The sequence below is a fragment of the Acinetobacter sp. 24-47-47 genome (genome assembly GCF_057737035.1).
The window spans coordinates 194,143-209,664 of record NZ_CM173216.1; the positions used below are offsets into that span (position 1 = coordinate 194,143).

Here is a 15,522-nt window from a genome sequence, read left to right on the forward strand (position 1 = left end):
ACTGGCCTTTTTTTTGTTATTTTATCTTTACAAAGTGTCCAACCTTGCTTGTTCTTCGCAGTTTGGGAGACTAGCATACACCCTTAAACTATTCATTCATTAGGATTTCACGATTCAATGACAAGCCTTGCGCACCAAGCGACAGAGAATCGTTCTGTAGCAGAATTTACAGAACAAGCTTACCTAAACTATGCGATGTACGTGATTATGGATCGTGCATTGCCTCATATTAGTGATGGATTAAAACCTGTACAACGCCGTATCGTATATGCGATGAGCGAGCTTGGTCTAAAGCATAGTGGTAAACCCAAGAAATCAGCACGTACAGTTGGTGATGTTTTAGGTAAATATCATCCGCATGGTGATTCTGCTTGTTATGAAGCAATGGTCTTAATGGCACAGCCATTTAGTTATCGTTATCCATTTATTGAAGGGCAGGGCAACTGGGGATCACCAGATGATCCAAAGTCGTTTGCTGCAATGCGATATACCGAGGCCAAACTATCACAATATAGTGAAGTCCTGCTCTCTGAGTTAGGTCAAGGAACTGTCGACTGGCAAGATAACTTTGATGGTTCATTAAAAGAGCCTGTAAATTTACCAGCACGCGTACCGAATATTCTTTTAAATGGTACGACGGGAATTGCGGTGGGAATGGCAACAGATATTCCACCACACAATTTACGGGAAGTTGTTAAGGGTACAATTGCACTGATTCGTAACCCGAATTTGTCTGATGAAAAAGTTGCTGAATATATTCCTGGTCCAGACTTACCGACTCAAGCAGAAATTATTACACCTGCTGATGAATTACTGAAATCACAAAGCACTGGGCGCGGCAGTTATCGCATGCGTGCGGTATATTCGGTTGAAAAAAATGAAATTGTCATCAGTGAATTACCATATCAGGTTTCTGGCTCTAAAATTATCAGCCAAATTGCTGATCAAATGCAGGCAAAAAAATTACCGTTGGTAAGTGATGTACGAGATGAATCAGATCATCAATGTCCAACACGTTTGGTAATTGTCTTGCGTTCAAATCGTATCGATGCAGATGCGGTCATGAGCCATTTATTTGCCACGACCGATCTTGAGTCGAGCTACCGCGTCAATATGAACATGATTGGTGCTGATGGTCGTCCACAAGTAAAATCAATCCGTCGTATTTTATTGGAATGGATTGAAATTCGTAAAACGACTGTGACGAGACGTTTGCAATACCATTTGAATAAAATTGAAAAACGTCTACATATTCTGGCGGGACTTTTAATTGCGTATTTAGATATTGATACGGTAATTCGCATTATTCGTGAGGAAGATCATCCGAAAGAAGTCTTAATGTCACATTTCGGTATTGATGAAATTCAAGCCGAAGCCATTCTAGAGCTTAAATTACGTCATTTGGCGCGTCTCGAAGAAATGGAAATTCACCGTGAACAAGAAGAGCTTGAAGCTCGAGCAGCCGTGATTCGAGAGCAATTGGCGAATCCTGAATCTTTAAAAAATCTGATCATTTCAGAATTAAAAGAAGATGCGAAAAAGTTTGGTGATGATCGCCGATCTCCAATTGTTCAGCGTGAAGAAGCGACCGCGATTAGTGAACAAGATTTGATGCCAGCTGATCCTGTCACTGTCATTTTATCGGAAGCGGGTTGGATTCGTTGTGCGAAAGGACATGAGATCGATCTAGATAAAGTCAATTTCCGTGCAGGAGATCAATATTTAAGTCATGCACAAGGTAAATCTAATCAAAAAGTGTATGTATTAGATCAATCTGGTCGAAGTTACGCATTACCAATTACAGGATTACCTTCAGCGCGCGGCTTAGGTGAACCATTAAGCTCGAAATTATCGCCAGCAAATGGAGTAAATTTCCAACAAATTCTGATTGCTGAAGATGAGGTGGAAATATTAGCGATCAGCTCCAAAGGATATGGTTTTAAAACACAAGCGAAACAATTGGACACCAATGCTAAAGCGGGTAAAGCGTTTTTAACGCTTGCAGATGATGCAAGCGCAATGCCATTGCAACAAATTGATGGTACACATATCGCTGTACTCAGCAGTTCTGGACGATTATTACTGACAGAGCTGACAGAGTTACCAATGCTCAATAAAGGAAAAGGTAATAAATTGATGCAGTTGGATGCAAAGGAACGCATTGTGTCTATGACAACACTTAACTTGGATGATGTGCTTCAGGTCGTTGCTGGACAACAACAATTGAAATTAAAAGGTGATGATCTGCTGAAATACATCGGTAAACGTGCTTCAAAAGGGCAGGTATTACCACGAGGTTATCAAAAAGCAAATAAACTCTTCATTCAAAGATAAAGCTAGCATCTAGTCGACAAAATACGTTATATATGAAATGTATTTATGGCTATGGATGCTTTATTGAGCAATAAATTAAATAAGATGCTCAATACATTATCGAAAAGAAGAGTTTAAAACCAAGTATTACTAATTGGAGAATATGGCATTATGGAAAAGATTTGGTTCGCTGAATACCAAAAAACTGGAATTCCACAAACAGTAGAGTTACCACCAGAAAATACCTCTCTTGTTGATATTTTTGAGAGAAACTTCCAGAAATTTGGTTCGCGTGATGCTTTTATCTTTATGGATAAAACATTAACGTTCAATGAACTTGATACGGCGAGCCGTCAATTTGCAGCCTATCTTCAAAGCCTTGGTTTAGCAAAAGGTTCTCGCGTAGCGGTCATGATGCCAAACGTACTGCAATATCCAGTAGTGGCACTTGGTGTATTCCGTGCGGGCTTAGTTCTTGTCAACGTGAACCCACTTTACACAGCTCGTGAACTTGAGCATCAACTGAATGACTCAGGCACTGAAGCGCTTGTGATTATTGAAAACTTCGCTTCTGTTTATCAATCAATTCTTGGTAAAACGCCAGTTAAGCATGTGATCGTGGCGACAGTAGGTGATATGTTAGGTACCTTAAAAGGTACACTCGTGAATTTTGTTTTACGTAAAGTGCGTAAGCAAATTCCAGCTTGGAGTATCCCAGGACATGTGAAATTCACGACTGCGATGTCTAAAGGCAGTACTGCACATTATAAGCGTCCAGCAACAACGTTGAGCGACACTGCTGTATTGCAATATACAGGTGGTACAACAGGCGTATCAAAAGGTGCGGAATTAACACATCGCAACCTTGTTGCAAACTTAATGCAAGCAGATGGTATTTTCCAATCTAAATTTGGTGCTCAAGATGGTGCGAGCGACGATCGCATTTTCTGTGCATTACCGCTATATCATATCTTTGCATTCATGGTTTGTGCACTTTATGGTATGTACAAGGGTCAAGCAAACGTACTGATTCCTAACCCTCGTGATCTCCCTGCAGTCATTAAAGAGCTACGCAAATATCAGCCTGGTTTCTTCCCAGCAGTGAATACTTTATTCAACGCACTCGTTCATAATGAAGAATTCAAACAACTTGACCATAGCAAATTAAAAATGGCGATGGGTGGTGGTATGGCTGTATTGCCTTCAACTGCTGCAGCTTGGAAAAAAATCACAGGTACAAATATTATTGAAGGCTATGGTCTTTCTGAAACTTCACCTATTGCAACGGCAAACCCACCGGCATCTGAAGAGTTTAGCGGTACGATTGGTATCCCATTACCTTTAACGGATGTCGCTGTCTTGGATGACGATGGCAATGAAGTTCCACAAGGTGAGCAAGGTGAAATTTCAATCCGTGGTCCTCAAGTCATGAAAGGCTATTGGAACCGTCCAGATGAAACAGCTAAGGTGATGACCGCAGATGGTTTCTTCCGTACTGGTGATATCGGTATCATGGATGCTCGTGGTTACTTCAAGATTGTTGATCGTAAGAAAGATATGATCTTGGTATCAGGCTTTAACGTATACCCATCTGAAATCGAGGAAGTGATTGCAACACATCCTAAAGTACTCGAGGTTGCAGCGATTGGTGTAGCTGATGAAAAATCAGGTGAAGTGCCTAAGCTGTTTGTTGTGAAGAAAGATCCATCATTAACAACAGAAGAAGTATTAGCTTTTGCGAAAGAAAACTTAACAGGATATAAGCGTCCTCGTTATGTTGAATTCATGGATGAATTGCCAAAATCGAATGTCGGTAAAATCCTTCGTAAAGATTTACGCAAATAATTCAAATAAAAAAGCGCCGTAAGGCGCTTTTTTAATTTATTCTTTCATTAGCCAACGGTCGATATAAGGTCGCGCTGTTGCAATAATAAATGTAAATGTCAGCATTGTACCTAAATGACGCCCTACAGCAGAACTCGGTAACTGTCCTGAATAACTGAAGTAAATATCAACTAAGCTATATACAGAAATAATGCTCAGCCAGATCCATTTATTCGCTCGTTTAATCCCCACCGCGATAAAGGCGATGATGAGAACCAGCAATGTGCCGAGAGTCGATTGCCAATTCATATTGGCACAAATTACGCTGATCAAGAAAGCCATAATCGGAAGAACGATATAAAGCACACGATCGACACGTTTTTGATGTTGCTTTTGTAACTCGAGAACATCAAATAACTTTTTTTGGTCAGAATTGGTCATGCCATTACTCAGAATTTTAATAAACAAAATAATTTAACTAAAATTATCGCACAAACATCATGCTAAGATAAAACCAGCTTAAATCATTGGACTGAAATCCATGCACGGTATTGAAGGTGTTATTTACCTTATTTTAATTGCTTGTTTACTCCCTTATTTATTTACAGTCATTGCTAAAATTGCAGGTGGTTTCAAAGGGCAGGATAATCAAAATCCGCGTGAATTCATGTCTAAAACCACAGGCTTAGCGGCTCGAGCAAATGCAGCTCAGCAAAATAGCTTTGAAAGTTTGCCATTATTTATTGCGGCAGTTTTGATGGCTGAGTATATGGTTGTTCAACAACAATTGGTGATTCTATTAGGTTCGGCGTATATCGTCTTACGAATCATCTATGGGATTTGTTATTTATGTAATTGGGCGACCCTTAGATCAATTGTTTGGTTCTTATCAATGCTTTGTCCGATCTTATTGCTTTTATTAATTATTCGATTGCTCTAAGAAAAACAGACTAACACCATACCTAAAATACATCTTCAGCTTGTATAATCGAATGATGATTGCTGAATAAAGCGTTATAATCAACCCCATTTTAATGAACACTGACAGTAAAGAGTTTGCTATGAGCTACAGTAATATCCCTGCAGGTAAAGATGCACCAAACGATATCTATGTAATTATCGAGATCCCTGCAAATGCAGCACCAATTAAATATGAAATTGATAAAGATTCAGATGCACTGTTCGTAGATCGTTTCATGGGTACTGCAATGTTCTACCCAGCAAACTACGGTTATGTACCAAATACATTATCTCTTGATGGCGATCCATTAGACGTATTAGTTGTTACTCCACATCCTGTAGAACCAGGTTCGGTTATCCGTTGCCGTCCAGTGGGTAAATTAAATATGGAAGATGATGGTGGTGTTGATGCGAAACTTGTCGCTGTACCACACGATAAATTAACGCCAATCTATAAAGATGTTCAGGAATATACTGACCTTCCTCCTTTATTGATTAGCCAAATTGAACATTTCTTCCAACACTACAAAGACTTAGAGCCAGGTAAGTGGGTCAAGTTAAGTGGTTGGGAAGGTGCAGATGTTGCTAAACAAGAAGTGTTAAGCTCAATTGCTGCTTATGCAGAAGCAAACAAATAATTTGCCTGATGTATAAATAAAGCTACAAACTTTGATCTTGTAGCTTTTATAAAAAACCTGCACAAAGTGCAGGTTTTTTTATTGATCTTTTTAGTTGAAAATTAGAATAATTTCACGGGAATGTCTAACCAAATACGCCATTCGTTGGTGTCGCCGATATAAGCGCTTTGATATTCATCACTTGCACGGTAGTAAGAGTGACGAACACGTAAGCTTGCATCTTTAGCAAAACCAGATTGGACTGTATATTTCACTTGATTAAAGAATTCACGTTCCTGTGCATCATTGGTTAGCAATACTGAGCGGTCAGTACCCCCTGCAGATACATCAATATCCCATCCATAAACAAATGCCGAAGTCCATGACAGGCCAGGAACATTTAATGCACCAAAATCATAGGTATATTGTAGCTGTAGGGATTTTTCATCATTACCAATAAAATCAGATAAATACGAGTTAGGCATATAAATCGTTTGATGGCCATCACCAACACCTTTGCCCAAACCATAGTCATAACCTGTATTACCTGTATTTTGTTGGTAAGCAAGCATTACATTGTGTGGACCAGTATTGTAAGTTGTTGAAATTGCCCAAATATTATTGCTTAAGTTATTGAAATCATTTGAAGTATGAGAATAAGTATATGCCGTATTATTTGGTGCAGCATCCCATTCAGTACGATATGCACTGAAATCGTGAGTCAACTTACCTTTAGCCACGGCATAACTATAGTTGGCATTCACATAGTGACGTTCTAAACGATCTTTAATGTCTGTACCATAATAAGACGCATTGAGAGCATCACCAAAGTTATATTTAGCGCCCCAAACAACCGCGCGATCTAATTCATTTCCATCGGTATTGATTTGACTAGAACGTTGGTTTTCAGTAAATTTACCAGCAACCAAAGTCAAATTATCGATTTCATTACTTTGGATTAACAAGCCAGTGTAATATTCAGGTACCAAACGAGCTGTATTACTTGCAAGAACAGGTAAATCTAAAATCTGAGTCCCATAAGTAGCTGTGGTGTTCGACATACGAGCTTTGATGAAAGCACCACCTCTTGCCCAATGATCATAAGCATGACCATTATTATCGACTGGAATCATGTCATTACCGGTATGGGCATTATCACCTAATTTGAAAGACCCATCACCAATAACACCAACACCGAAACCAACGATACCTTTCGTGAAACCAGACTCAATTTTAACCATGGCTGTTTGAGCTGCTGAGCTGGTATCTTCGACACCGTTCTTTTTATCACGATGCAAGAAACCTGTACGGAATAATACTGATCCTTCAGCATCTTCTACGAATCCCTTTGACTCACTTTGCTCACTCGCAAATGCAGTAGAAATTAAAGCAGTTTGAATAAGAACTGCTAAGCTTAGTTTTTGGAATTTTTGCATTGGGAGAGAGCCTCATACAAAATGATTATGGTTAATGTTTAGTATTTGTATACGTAATGTATAACAAAATTGGCTCTATTATTCACAATTTCGCACCTAAAGTCATAAGCAAAAAGTATATAAATTAAACTAAGTTGTGAATTATTAAAGATTAAAATTATTATAAAATTAAATTTAACTATTAATAACATATATTTATTTTTAACCTGATATTCTTTTTTTTTTTTAATTTAGTCAATATGGCACGTTTTTTTTTTGTAACATCAGAAGTAAATAAGGATGAATAAAGGATTTTAAATAAGAATGATATTTATTCAGTTCATTTTCATTTAATTTTAATGTGGTTCAGACATCATTGGCTTTTCATGCCGCACTAAATTGATACTCCAATTTTAAATTTGTTTAAAAAATAGCCTTAAAATGATGCATCTTGTAAATGAATGTGTAATCTAAAAAGATATGCCTTTAACTCAAGTGGATCGTCAAAAAAAATTTCTTTGAATATTTTTGAAAATAAGAAATTTAAATAAATAAATTAATAAAATCATTACTTTAAATTATTTTATCTCGTTGTTTTAATTCCTTTGTATCTAGACACCTTTAACTTTGGCATAGCTATTGCTAATTCACATATGAGTTCAACAAATAAACCGAAAAAGCATCTAATCATGATGTGGGGGGAACATAAATATGAAATTAGCAATTCAAGCATTGGGTCTAGCAGTTGTAGCATCTGCATCAACATTTTCTTTTGCTGAGGCACCAACTTCACCGCATTCTGTATCGGGTAATATCAGTGTTTTATCAAGTTATATATTGCGTGGTAATACGGCAGCTCCTGAAAATACTGAAGCTACATTACAAGGTGGATTAGACTATAGCCATAGTTCTGGATTGTACGCAGGGTGGTGGACATCTACGCTAGGTACAGATGCTTACGGTACTACCAATCCAATGGAAAATAATTTTTATGTGGGTTACAACGGTTCAATCAATGAAAACACTGGTTTTACTGTAGGTACAACTTATTACTATTATTATGACGTTGAAACGTCAGTTTATGATGGCTTTGAATTATTACTTGGTCTGAATTACAAAGATGTTGGAGTAACTGCTCAAACTTTGTTGGAAGATACAGGTTGGGGGAACGCTGGAGACACATATTTAAAAGCTACATATAGTTATCCTCTACCAAACGATTTTAGCTTGGACACAGCTTTGGGTTTATATGTTTATGAAAAAGACGGTAAGTATGTTGCAGAAACACCAGAGTCAGAAAGTTTTAATTTCCGTCACTTTGATATTGGTCTAAGTAAAGCTTTAGGGGAAACAGGTGTCACAGCAAGCATGAATTATATTATTGGTGGTGATGATCGTTATGGAAACAATTTAAAGAATAAAATGGTATTAGCATTGGGTTATAGCTTCTAAACTCAACTCAAATAAAAAAAGCGACTCAACTGAGTCGCTTTTTTTATTCCTGTTTACGATAAGAGAGTGCTTCGGTTAAGTGAGCTGTTTGTATATGTTCAGAACTCGCTAAGTCAGCAATTGTACGAGCGACACGTAAGATTCGGTGGTAAGAACGTGCTGATAAATTCAAACGTTGCTGAGCCATAGCGATAATCTTTTTTGCAGAATCATCTAGTTGAGCCACTTGATCAAGCTGTTGAGAACTTAGATTTTGATTTGTCACACCTTGTCGTTGAATTTGCAACTCATAGGCCTGAATCACCCGTTTTCTGACTGTTTCAGAATTCTCCATCGGTGTAGTGCTTTGCATGTCTTGGGGAGGTAAAGGTGGCACATCAATATGTAAGTCAATCCGATCTAGTAAAGGGCCAGAAATTCGATTTTGATAGCGCTTAATTGATTCAGGTGAACATTGACAACGACTGTTTTGATTGAAGGCATATCCACATGGACATGGATTCATTGCAGCGACAAATTGAAAATTAGCCGGGAAAGTAATTTGTCTTGATGCTCTGGAAATGACGATTTCTTTCGACTCAAGAGGCTGCCTCAATACTTCTAAGACTTTTCGGTCAAACTCAGGTAATTCATCGAGAAAAAGTACACCTAAATGAGCTAAGGTGATCTCACCTGGTCGAGGGTGTGAGCCACCACCAACCAAGGCCACAGCGGATGCCGTATGATGTGGCGCTCTAAAGGGGCGATGACCAAATTGATAAGGTGTATTTGCAATGGAGTAAATACTTGCGACCTCTAAGTGTTCTTGATTGGTTAATGGGGGCAAGATGCCAGACAATCTTGAGGCAAGGAGTGTTTTACCAGTGCCTGGCGGGCCTTTAAATAAAATAGAATGTCCACCAGCTGCTGCAATTTCTAAGGCGCGTCTTGGACGTAATTGACCTTTGACATCAGCGAGATCAAATCGATTTATTTGAGGTTGGATCGTTTTATTCGCTAATATGGGTTGAATTGGACTCGATTGATCAAAGTGTTGGCAAACATCTTTTAATGACTTGGCTGTATACACCTCAAAATTGGGAAGAAGGGCTGCATCATCCAAATTACTCACAGGAATCATTAACTCATGACCTGCGGTTTGACATGCCATTGCGATAGTCAAAGTTCCAGTTACAGGTCTTAACAGACCATCGAGTGCCAATTCACCTATAAATTCAAAACGGTCAATATTTTGATCATGTAGTTGCCCAGAAGCGATTAAAATCCCCAAAGCAATAGGTAAATCAAGCCTTGAACTATCTTTGGGTAAATCAGCTGGGGCTAGATTGATCGTCAGCCGTTTGGTTGGAAATTGAAAACCGCTATTAATGATTGCAGAACGGACACGATCCTTACTTTCTCGAACAGCAGCTTCTGGAAGACCTACAATGGTGAGTGAAGGTAATCCTTGGCTGACATGAACCTCGACTTCAATCAGTGGTGCATGTAAACCAAGAAGACCTCGGGTATAAATTTTGGCAAATGACATAAAATTGAACCATTATTATATTATTTTTAGAATTGCTTTATTTTTAATCGCCAACTTTGTATTTAAGCACTGTATTGGTGCAATGTTGCTTATTTTTGATCGGAAATTAAGCTTTCTAATGATTTTAATTGCGTTTGAAGTTCTGTTAAACGCAAATTGGCATTGTTTAGTGCAGTTTTCTGACGCTCAATTTCTTCTTTAGAAACCAAATCCATTTTACTAATCGCTTCGTTTAACAACGCTCTCACATTTTTTTCTAAATCTTTCTTGGGTTGGTCAACCTGTTCTAAGATTGCCTGTAATAAAGTTTCAATCATAGTTCTTCCGAATAATAAGTCATCAACATTGAAGTTTAACATCCGTTTTAGATTGACCCTAGTGTTAACTACATTTCATAGGTTAAACCAATAACAACATAAAAAAAATCCATCAAAATTCCCAATATTTTTAGAACATAAGGCCGTGTAGGCGTATAAAATAGGTTATAAATAAGTTCATGCTGGCTGATTAATATCCCCAACCATTATGAAGTTTGGCATGAAATTTGAACATAAAACCTTACTGGTGAAAAAAGCCGAAGGAAAACAACATGAAACTCGTAACAGCAATTGTAAAACCATTCAAATTAGATGACGTGCGTGAAGCACTCTCTGAAATTGGCGTTCAAGGGATCACCGTAACTGAAGTAAAAGGTTTTGGTCGTCAAAAAGGTCATACTGAACTTTATCGTGGTGCTGAATATGTGGTTGATTTTTTACCTAAAGTAAAAATTGAAATCGCAATCAGTGACGAAATGGTTGATTCAGTGATTGAATCAATTACACGTGTAGCTAGTACTGGCAAAATTGGTGACGGAAAAATTTTCGTGACGAATCTAGAACAAGTTATCCGTATCCGTACTGGTGAGACTGGTGCTGACGCAGTTTAATTTGGCATGAAGTTTGCTGAGTAGCGAATAACTCACAAAAACTAGGTTGGGGGATACGAATGAAAAAAATGCTAATGGCGCTGAGCTTGTCTGGCGCACTCTTAGGTGGTTCTGTCGCATGGGCTGAAGAAGCAGTGTCAGAACCAACTTCTACTGAAGTTGCAGTTGTTGAAACTGAGGCTTCATCTACAGATTCTAATTTGGTTGAAACATTACCAGCAGCTCCAGAAGAAGCTCCTGCTGAAGAAGGGGTAGTTCTTGATACGGGTGACACTGCCTGGATTTTAGTTTCAACTGCACTCGTTTTACTCATGACCATTCCTGGTTTAGCGCTGTTTTACGGCGGTATGGTACGTAAAAAAAATGTCTTAAGTACCATGGCACACAGCTTTGTCGCTGCTGCGGTAGTCAGTATCGCTTGGGTGGTGGTTGGTTACACACTTGCTTTTGGTGAAGGTAATGCCTTTATTGGAAGTCTAGATAAATTTATGTTGTCTGGTATCACTACAGAAGCATTGAGTGGAACAATTCCAGAAATTTTATTTGTCATCTTCCAGATGACATTTGCAATCATTACCGTTGCCATTATCAGTGGTTCTATTGCTGAGCGTATGAAATTCAGTGCTTTTGTTGCGTTTATCGCAATTTGGGTGGTGGTTGTCTATGCTCCTATTACACATTGGGTATGGGGTGGTGGTTGGTTAGGTAACGATGGTGCACTTGATTTTGCAGGTGGTACTGTTGTTCATATTAACTCAGGTGTTGCTGGTTTAGTTGCGGCGTATATGCTTGGTAAGCGTATGGGGCTAGGCAAAGAATCAATGGCACCACATAACCTTACATTGACTGTCATTGGTGCGAGTTTAATTTGGGTCGGCTGGTTTGGTTTCAATGGTGGTTCTGCATTAGGTGCAAATGGTTCAGCAGGTTATGCATTGGTGGTAACTCAAGTTGCTGCTGCCGCTGCTGCCATTTCATGGTTAATCACTGAAAAAGTCGTTCGTGGCAAAGCTTCAGTGTTGGGTGCGGCATCAGGTGCGGTAGCTGGCCTGGTTGTGATTACGCCAGCTGCTGGATTCGTGACAGTAGGTGGTGCTTTAGCGATGGGCTTAATTGGTGGTGTCGTATGCTTCTGGGGTATTACAGCATTAAAACGTGCATTGAAAGCGGATGACTCATTAGATGCCTTTGGACTTCACGGTGTTGGTGGTATCGTTGGCGCAATTCTAACCGCATTCTTTGCAAGTGAGTTCATCATGGGCGATGCAGCACCTACAAACGTATTAAGCCAATTATGGGTACAAGTTGAAGGTGTTCTTGCAACAATCGCTTATTCAGCAATCCTGACATTCATCATCTTAAAAGTCATTGATTTAATCATCGGTATTCGTGTTGAATCAGACGATGAGCGTATGGGTCTGGATTTAAGTCAACATGGTGAGCGCGTTGAATAACGATTAAACACAACAATCAATATATAGTGTGAAACAGCCCTTTGGGGCTGTTTTTTTTCTATATATTGATGAAAGCTCAACATGAGCAGAATTTTTTGATACACTTGGTGCAAATAGAATTTGTTCAATTAAACCGCTATGCATTGTCCATTTTGCAACGCCGCTGATAGTAAGGTGATTGATTCACGTTTAGCTGCTGAAGGCTGCCAAATTCGCCGTCGTCGTGAATGTATTAGTTGTAATGAGCGTTTTACAACTTTTGAAAGTTTTGAAGTGGTGATGCCTCGTGTCACCAAGTCTGATGGTAAAAATGAACCTTATGATGAAGCGAAACTTCGTCGTTCACTCATGCATGCTTTACAAAAACGTCCTGTGACACAAGAACAAATTGAAGCGGTGGTCAGTGATATTCAACTTCAAATTCGTCGACTAGGTGAACGTGATGTGCGTTCGCGTACTATAGGCGAAATTGTAATGAAGGCTTTATTTGCACTCGATCATGTCGCATACGTACGTTTTGCATCTGTATATCAAGATTTCCAAGATGTAGAAGCGTTCCGCCGTCAAATCGAACAAATGCAACACCGAGATCAAGAACATTAATCTCGCCCCAAATTCAACTTCAAGGTTATGAATGTCTGAGTTCTCGCAACAAAAGATCGATCAAGATCAAATGTGGATGCGTCGTGCAATAGCATTGGCGAAGAAAGGTCAATATTCGACAAAACCAAATCCTAATGTAGGTTGTGTCATTGTCAAAGACGGACAGATTATTGGTGAAGGCTTTCACCCCCAAGCTGGGCAACCACATGCCGAAGTGTTTGCACTTCGTCAAGCAGGGGAGCAAGCACAGGGTGCAACCGCGTATGTCACATTAGAACCTTGTGCGCATTATGGTCGTACTCCTCCTTGTGCTAAAGGTTTGGTCGAAGCGGGCATTGAAAAAGTGATAGTGGCTTGTTCAGACCCTAATCCATTGGTTGCTGGTAAAGGTGTGGCTATCCTACAACAAGCAGGTATAGACGTTGAAGTCGGGATCTGTGAGTTGGAAGCGCGTCCTTTGAACTTAGGCTTCTTTAAAGCTATGTCTAAGGGATTACCTTATGTACGTTTAAAGGTCGCGTCGAGTCTCGATGGTCGTACAGCAATGGCTTCAGGGGAGTCGAAGTGGATTACAGGTGAACTGGCACGTCAGGATGTTCAACATTGGCGTGCAATTTCTGGTGCAGTGATCACGGGTATTGAAACAGTGTTGGCTGATGATTGTCAGTTGAATGTTAGAGCTCTACCGAATATTCAATTAGAACGAGTTGTGCAGCCAAAACGTGTGATTTTAGATCGTCAAGGTCGCTTACCTTTAGATGCTAAAGTGTTAGAGAATCCTGATACTGTCATGGTCATGGGACCATTTCGAGCAGAGCTTGCACAACTTGGCGTGATTCAATTCGAAGTTCAGCCCTTAGTTGAGTTGCTAAAAGTCTTAAAAGATTTTCAAATCTATGATGTGATGGTGGAAGCTGGTGCAACCCTATCTACTGCATTTTTGCAGGAAAATTTGGTAGACGAATTGATTAGTTATATTGCGCCTACACTATTAGGTCAATCAGCTCGTCCAATGTTTAATGCTGAATTTAAACAAATGACAGAACAACTCCGTTTTAAACTTCAAGATGTAACTCAGTTAGGTGATGACATCCGTTTAAAATTAATCCCTGATCAAGAGTCGCTATGAGTATAGAGTCAACGGTTTATCATAAACGTCGCCATGCAGCACGTACGACAGATGAGTATTTGTTTAATCAACTTGTGCCTTATTTAGGCAACAAGCGTCGTTTATTACATTTGATTCTTGAGGCATTAGAAAGCACTGGAACTTTGAATACGAGTTCAGGTCGAGCGCCTATCTTTGCGGACTTTTTTGCTGGGAGTGGTGTGGTTTCTCGTTTGGCTCGTCAAAATGGCTACCGAGTAATAGCGAATGATTGGGAGCCTTACAGCCACGCACTCAATCATGCCATATTGTCATGTACTGAAGCTCCTGTTTTTAAAGAATTAGGCGGATATCAGAAAGCAATTGATTATCTTAATCGCTTGCCTGAGGTCAAAGGATGGGTAACACACAATCTCTGTCCTCGTAATGATGAGATCTATGATCCTTCACGAGACCGTTTATTCTTCAAACGTCGAAATGGCATGCGCATTGATGCAATTCGTCAACAAATTGCAACCTGGCAAGCTCAAGGTGCAATTGATGATGTGGAAATGAGCGCTTTACTTGCACCTTTATTGTATTCAGCAAGTTTTGTGAGTAATACGTCAGGCGTATTTAAGAGTTTCCATCACGGCTGGGGCGGTAAAACTCAGACGGCTTTAGAGCGAATTGAATCATTACTATGGCTGACCCCAAGTCGTTTTTGTGAAAATTCAAATCTGACAGGCCCAGCAGCTGAAATGTGGTGTGTGGATGCTCAACACTTAGCAAACCAAATGAGTGGTTTCGAAGTCGATGTGGCATATTTGGATCCACCCTATAATCAGCATGCCTATAGTAGCAACTATCATGTATTGAATGCTTTGACTTTATGGGATCAGGTAGATTTACCAAGTCCAGATACTAAGGGTTTCAAGAGTGGAATCGACCGTGCTTGGCGTAAAGAACGACCAAGCCCATACAATTCTTCTAAACATGCCAAAGAAGCGTATGAAAAGCTTTTGCAAACCATTAATGCACGCTATATTTTGACCAGCTATTCAACGGATGGAAATATTGAGGCTGGCGATTTACTTAAAGCGAATTTAGAGCGTGGACGAGTCACAATTTTGACTCAAGATGTTCCAAGATATCGTGTGAGTAAGCAGCGTCAGTCTGAGCGTGCGCGCGTTCTTGAGTTTATCGTGATTACAGACACGCACGCAAAATCAGGACCGCCAATTCGACAGTTACTTGGTCAGTTACACCACTATGCTGAATTGGGTGGAGTTGACACTACAGGCGTCGCTGAACAATTGGATTTATGGTAAAAATAGAACA

The 15,522-nt window shown here is 39.5% G+C and carries 14 protein-coding genes; 10 read left to right on the top strand and 4 right to left on the bottom strand.

From position 1 onward, the window contains the following. The first annotated feature begins 117 nt into the window (after window positions 1-117). Entirely contained in the window at window positions 118-2,334 is a 2,217-nt protein-coding gene (parC, locus tag AC1M9E_RS00880; protein WP_481607886.1) for a DNA topoisomerase IV subunit A, read from the top strand. A gap of 150 nt (window positions 2,335-2,484) precedes the next feature. Then, entirely contained in the window at window positions 2,485-4,158 is a 1,674-nt protein-coding gene (locus AC1M9E_RS00885) for a long-chain-fatty-acid--CoA ligase (protein ID WP_481591500.1), read from the top strand. Between the two features lie 36 nt (window positions 4,159-4,194). On the opposite strand, the gene AC1M9E_RS00890 is transcribed toward AC1M9E_RS00885, so the two are convergent. Next, window positions 4,195-4,578 (bottom strand): hypothetical protein, encoded by a 384-nt coding sequence (locus tag AC1M9E_RS00890; protein ID WP_035268065.1) that lies wholly within the window; start codon window positions 4,576-4,578, stop codon window positions 4,195-4,197. Between the two features lie 100 nt (window positions 4,579-4,678). Here AC1M9E_RS00890 and AC1M9E_RS00895 point away from each other — a divergent pair, with 100 nt between their 5' ends. Further along, a complete protein-coding gene (locus AC1M9E_RS00895; protein ID WP_035268067.1) occupies window positions 4,679-5,077 on the top strand; it encodes an MAPEG family protein in 399 nt (132 codons plus the stop codon). 121 nt (window positions 5,078-5,198) lie between these two features. Next, entirely contained in the window at window positions 5,199-5,735 is a 537-nt protein-coding gene (gene ppa / locus AC1M9E_RS00900) for an inorganic diphosphatase (protein ID WP_005233448.1), read from the top strand. Window positions 5,736-5,836: 101 nt separating this feature from the next. Here ppa and AC1M9E_RS00905 read toward each other — a convergent pair whose 3' ends face one another. After that, complete coding sequence (locus AC1M9E_RS00905; protein WP_481591499.1) at window positions 5,837-7,150, bottom strand: OprD family outer membrane porin; 1,314 nt, start codon at window positions 7,148-7,150, stop codon at window positions 5,837-5,839. Window positions 7,151-7,840: 690 nt separating this feature from the next. On the opposite strand from AC1M9E_RS00905, the gene AC1M9E_RS00910 reads away from it, so the two are divergent. Further along, window positions 7,841-8,581 (top strand): TorF family putative porin, encoded by a 741-nt coding sequence (locus AC1M9E_RS00910; protein ID WP_481596094.1) that lies wholly within the window; start codon window positions 7,841-7,843, stop codon window positions 8,579-8,581. A 43-nt stretch (window positions 8,582-8,624) separates the two neighbouring features. Here the strand turns inward: AC1M9E_RS00910 and AC1M9E_RS00915 are convergent, their stop codons facing one another. Together AC1M9E_RS00915 and AC1M9E_RS00920 are read right to left on the bottom strand one after the other, a co-directional pair. Continuing rightward, window positions 8,625-10,109: a YifB family Mg chelatase-like AAA ATPase gene (locus AC1M9E_RS00915; protein WP_488224938.1), complete on the bottom strand. Its 1,485-nt coding sequence runs from the start codon at window positions 10,107-10,109 to the stop codon at window positions 8,625-8,627. A gap of 89 nt (window positions 10,110-10,198) precedes the next feature. Beyond that, window positions 10,199-10,426, bottom strand: coding sequence for an accessory factor UbiK family protein (locus AC1M9E_RS00920; RefSeq protein ID WP_092767430.1), 228 nt, complete (start codon window positions 10,424-10,426; stop codon window positions 10,199-10,201). A 272-nt stretch (window positions 10,427-10,698) separates the two neighbouring features. On the opposite strand from AC1M9E_RS00920, the gene glnK reads away from it, so the two are divergent. From glnK to AC1M9E_RS00945, 5 genes are all read left to right on the top strand, one after another. Then, window positions 10,699-11,037 carry a P-II family nitrogen regulator gene (glnK, locus tag AC1M9E_RS00925; RefSeq protein WP_004650081.1) on the top strand — a complete coding sequence of 113 codons (339 nt, stop codon included), beginning with the start codon at window positions 10,699-10,701 and terminating at the stop codon, window positions 11,035-11,037. 59 nt (window positions 11,038-11,096) lie between these two features. Then, entirely contained in the window at window positions 11,097-12,491 is a 1,395-nt protein-coding gene (locus tag AC1M9E_RS00930) for an ammonium transporter (RefSeq protein WP_488224939.1), read from the top strand. 138 nt (window positions 12,492-12,629) lie between these two features. After that, window positions 12,630-13,094, top strand: coding sequence for a transcriptional regulator NrdR (nrdR, locus tag AC1M9E_RS00935; protein ID WP_092767359.1), 465 nt, complete (start codon window positions 12,630-12,632; stop codon window positions 13,092-13,094). 31 nt (window positions 13,095-13,125) lie between these two features. Next, complete coding sequence (gene ribD, locus AC1M9E_RS00940; RefSeq protein ID WP_481607885.1) at window positions 13,126-14,223, top strand: bifunctional diaminohydroxyphosphoribosylaminopyrimidine deaminase/5-amino-6-(5-phosphoribosylamino)uracil reductase RibD; 1,098 nt, start codon at window positions 13,126-13,128, stop codon at window positions 14,221-14,223. Next, window positions 14,220-15,512, top strand: coding sequence for a DNA adenine methylase (locus tag AC1M9E_RS00945; RefSeq protein ID WP_481607884.1), 1,293 nt, complete (start codon window positions 14,220-14,222; stop codon window positions 15,510-15,512). The genes ribD and AC1M9E_RS00945 overlap by 4 nt, the downstream gene beginning before the upstream one ends. Window positions 15,513-15,522 lie beyond the last annotated feature (10 nt).

What these genes read in the sequence shown, in the direction of transcription:
- AC1M9E_RS00895 (WP_035268067.1), top strand. Translation starts at nt 4,679, where the DNA reads ATGCACGGTATTGAAGGTGTTATTTACCTTATTTTAATTGCTTGTTTA.
- parC (WP_481607886.1), top strand. Translation starts at nt 118, where the DNA reads ATGACAAGCCTTGCGCACCAAGCGACAGAGAATCGTTCTGTAGCAGAA.
- AC1M9E_RS00915 (WP_488224938.1), bottom strand. Translation starts at nt 10,109, where the DNA reads ATGTCATTTGCCAAAATTTATACCCGAGGTCTTCTTGGTTTACATGCA.
- nrdR (WP_092767359.1), top strand. Translation starts at nt 12,630, where the DNA reads ATGCATTGTCCATTTTGCAACGCCGCTGATAGTAAGGTGATTGATTCA.
- ppa (WP_005233448.1), top strand. Translation starts at nt 5,199, where the DNA reads ATGAGCTACAGTAATATCCCTGCAGGTAAAGATGCACCAAACGATATC.
- AC1M9E_RS00910 (WP_481596094.1), top strand. Translation starts at nt 7,841, where the DNA reads ATGAAATTAGCAATTCAAGCATTGGGTCTAGCAGTTGTAGCATCTGCA.
- AC1M9E_RS00890 (WP_035268065.1), bottom strand. Translation starts at nt 4,578, where the DNA reads ATGACCAATTCTGACCAAAAAAAGTTATTTGATGTTCTCGAGTTACAA.
- AC1M9E_RS00905 (WP_481591499.1), bottom strand. Translation starts at nt 7,150, where the DNA reads ATGCAAAAATTCCAAAAACTAAGCTTAGCAGTTCTTATTCAAACTGCT.
- ribD (WP_481607885.1), top strand. Translation starts at nt 13,126, where the DNA reads ATGTCTGAGTTCTCGCAACAAAAGATCGATCAAGATCAAATGTGGATG.
- glnK (WP_004650081.1), top strand. Translation starts at nt 10,699, where the DNA reads ATGAAACTCGTAACAGCAATTGTAAAACCATTCAAATTAGATGACGTG.
- AC1M9E_RS00930 (WP_488224939.1), top strand. Translation starts at nt 11,097, where the DNA reads ATGAAAAAAATGCTAATGGCGCTGAGCTTGTCTGGCGCACTCTTAGGT.
- AC1M9E_RS00885 (WP_481591500.1), top strand. Translation starts at nt 2,485, where the DNA reads ATGGAAAAGATTTGGTTCGCTGAATACCAAAAAACTGGAATTCCACAA.
- AC1M9E_RS00920 (WP_092767430.1), bottom strand. Translation starts at nt 10,426, where the DNA reads ATGATTGAAACTTTATTACAGGCAATCTTAGAACAGGTTGACCAACCC.
- AC1M9E_RS00945 (WP_481607884.1), top strand. Translation starts at nt 14,220, where the DNA reads ATGAGTATAGAGTCAACGGTTTATCATAAACGTCGCCATGCAGCACGT.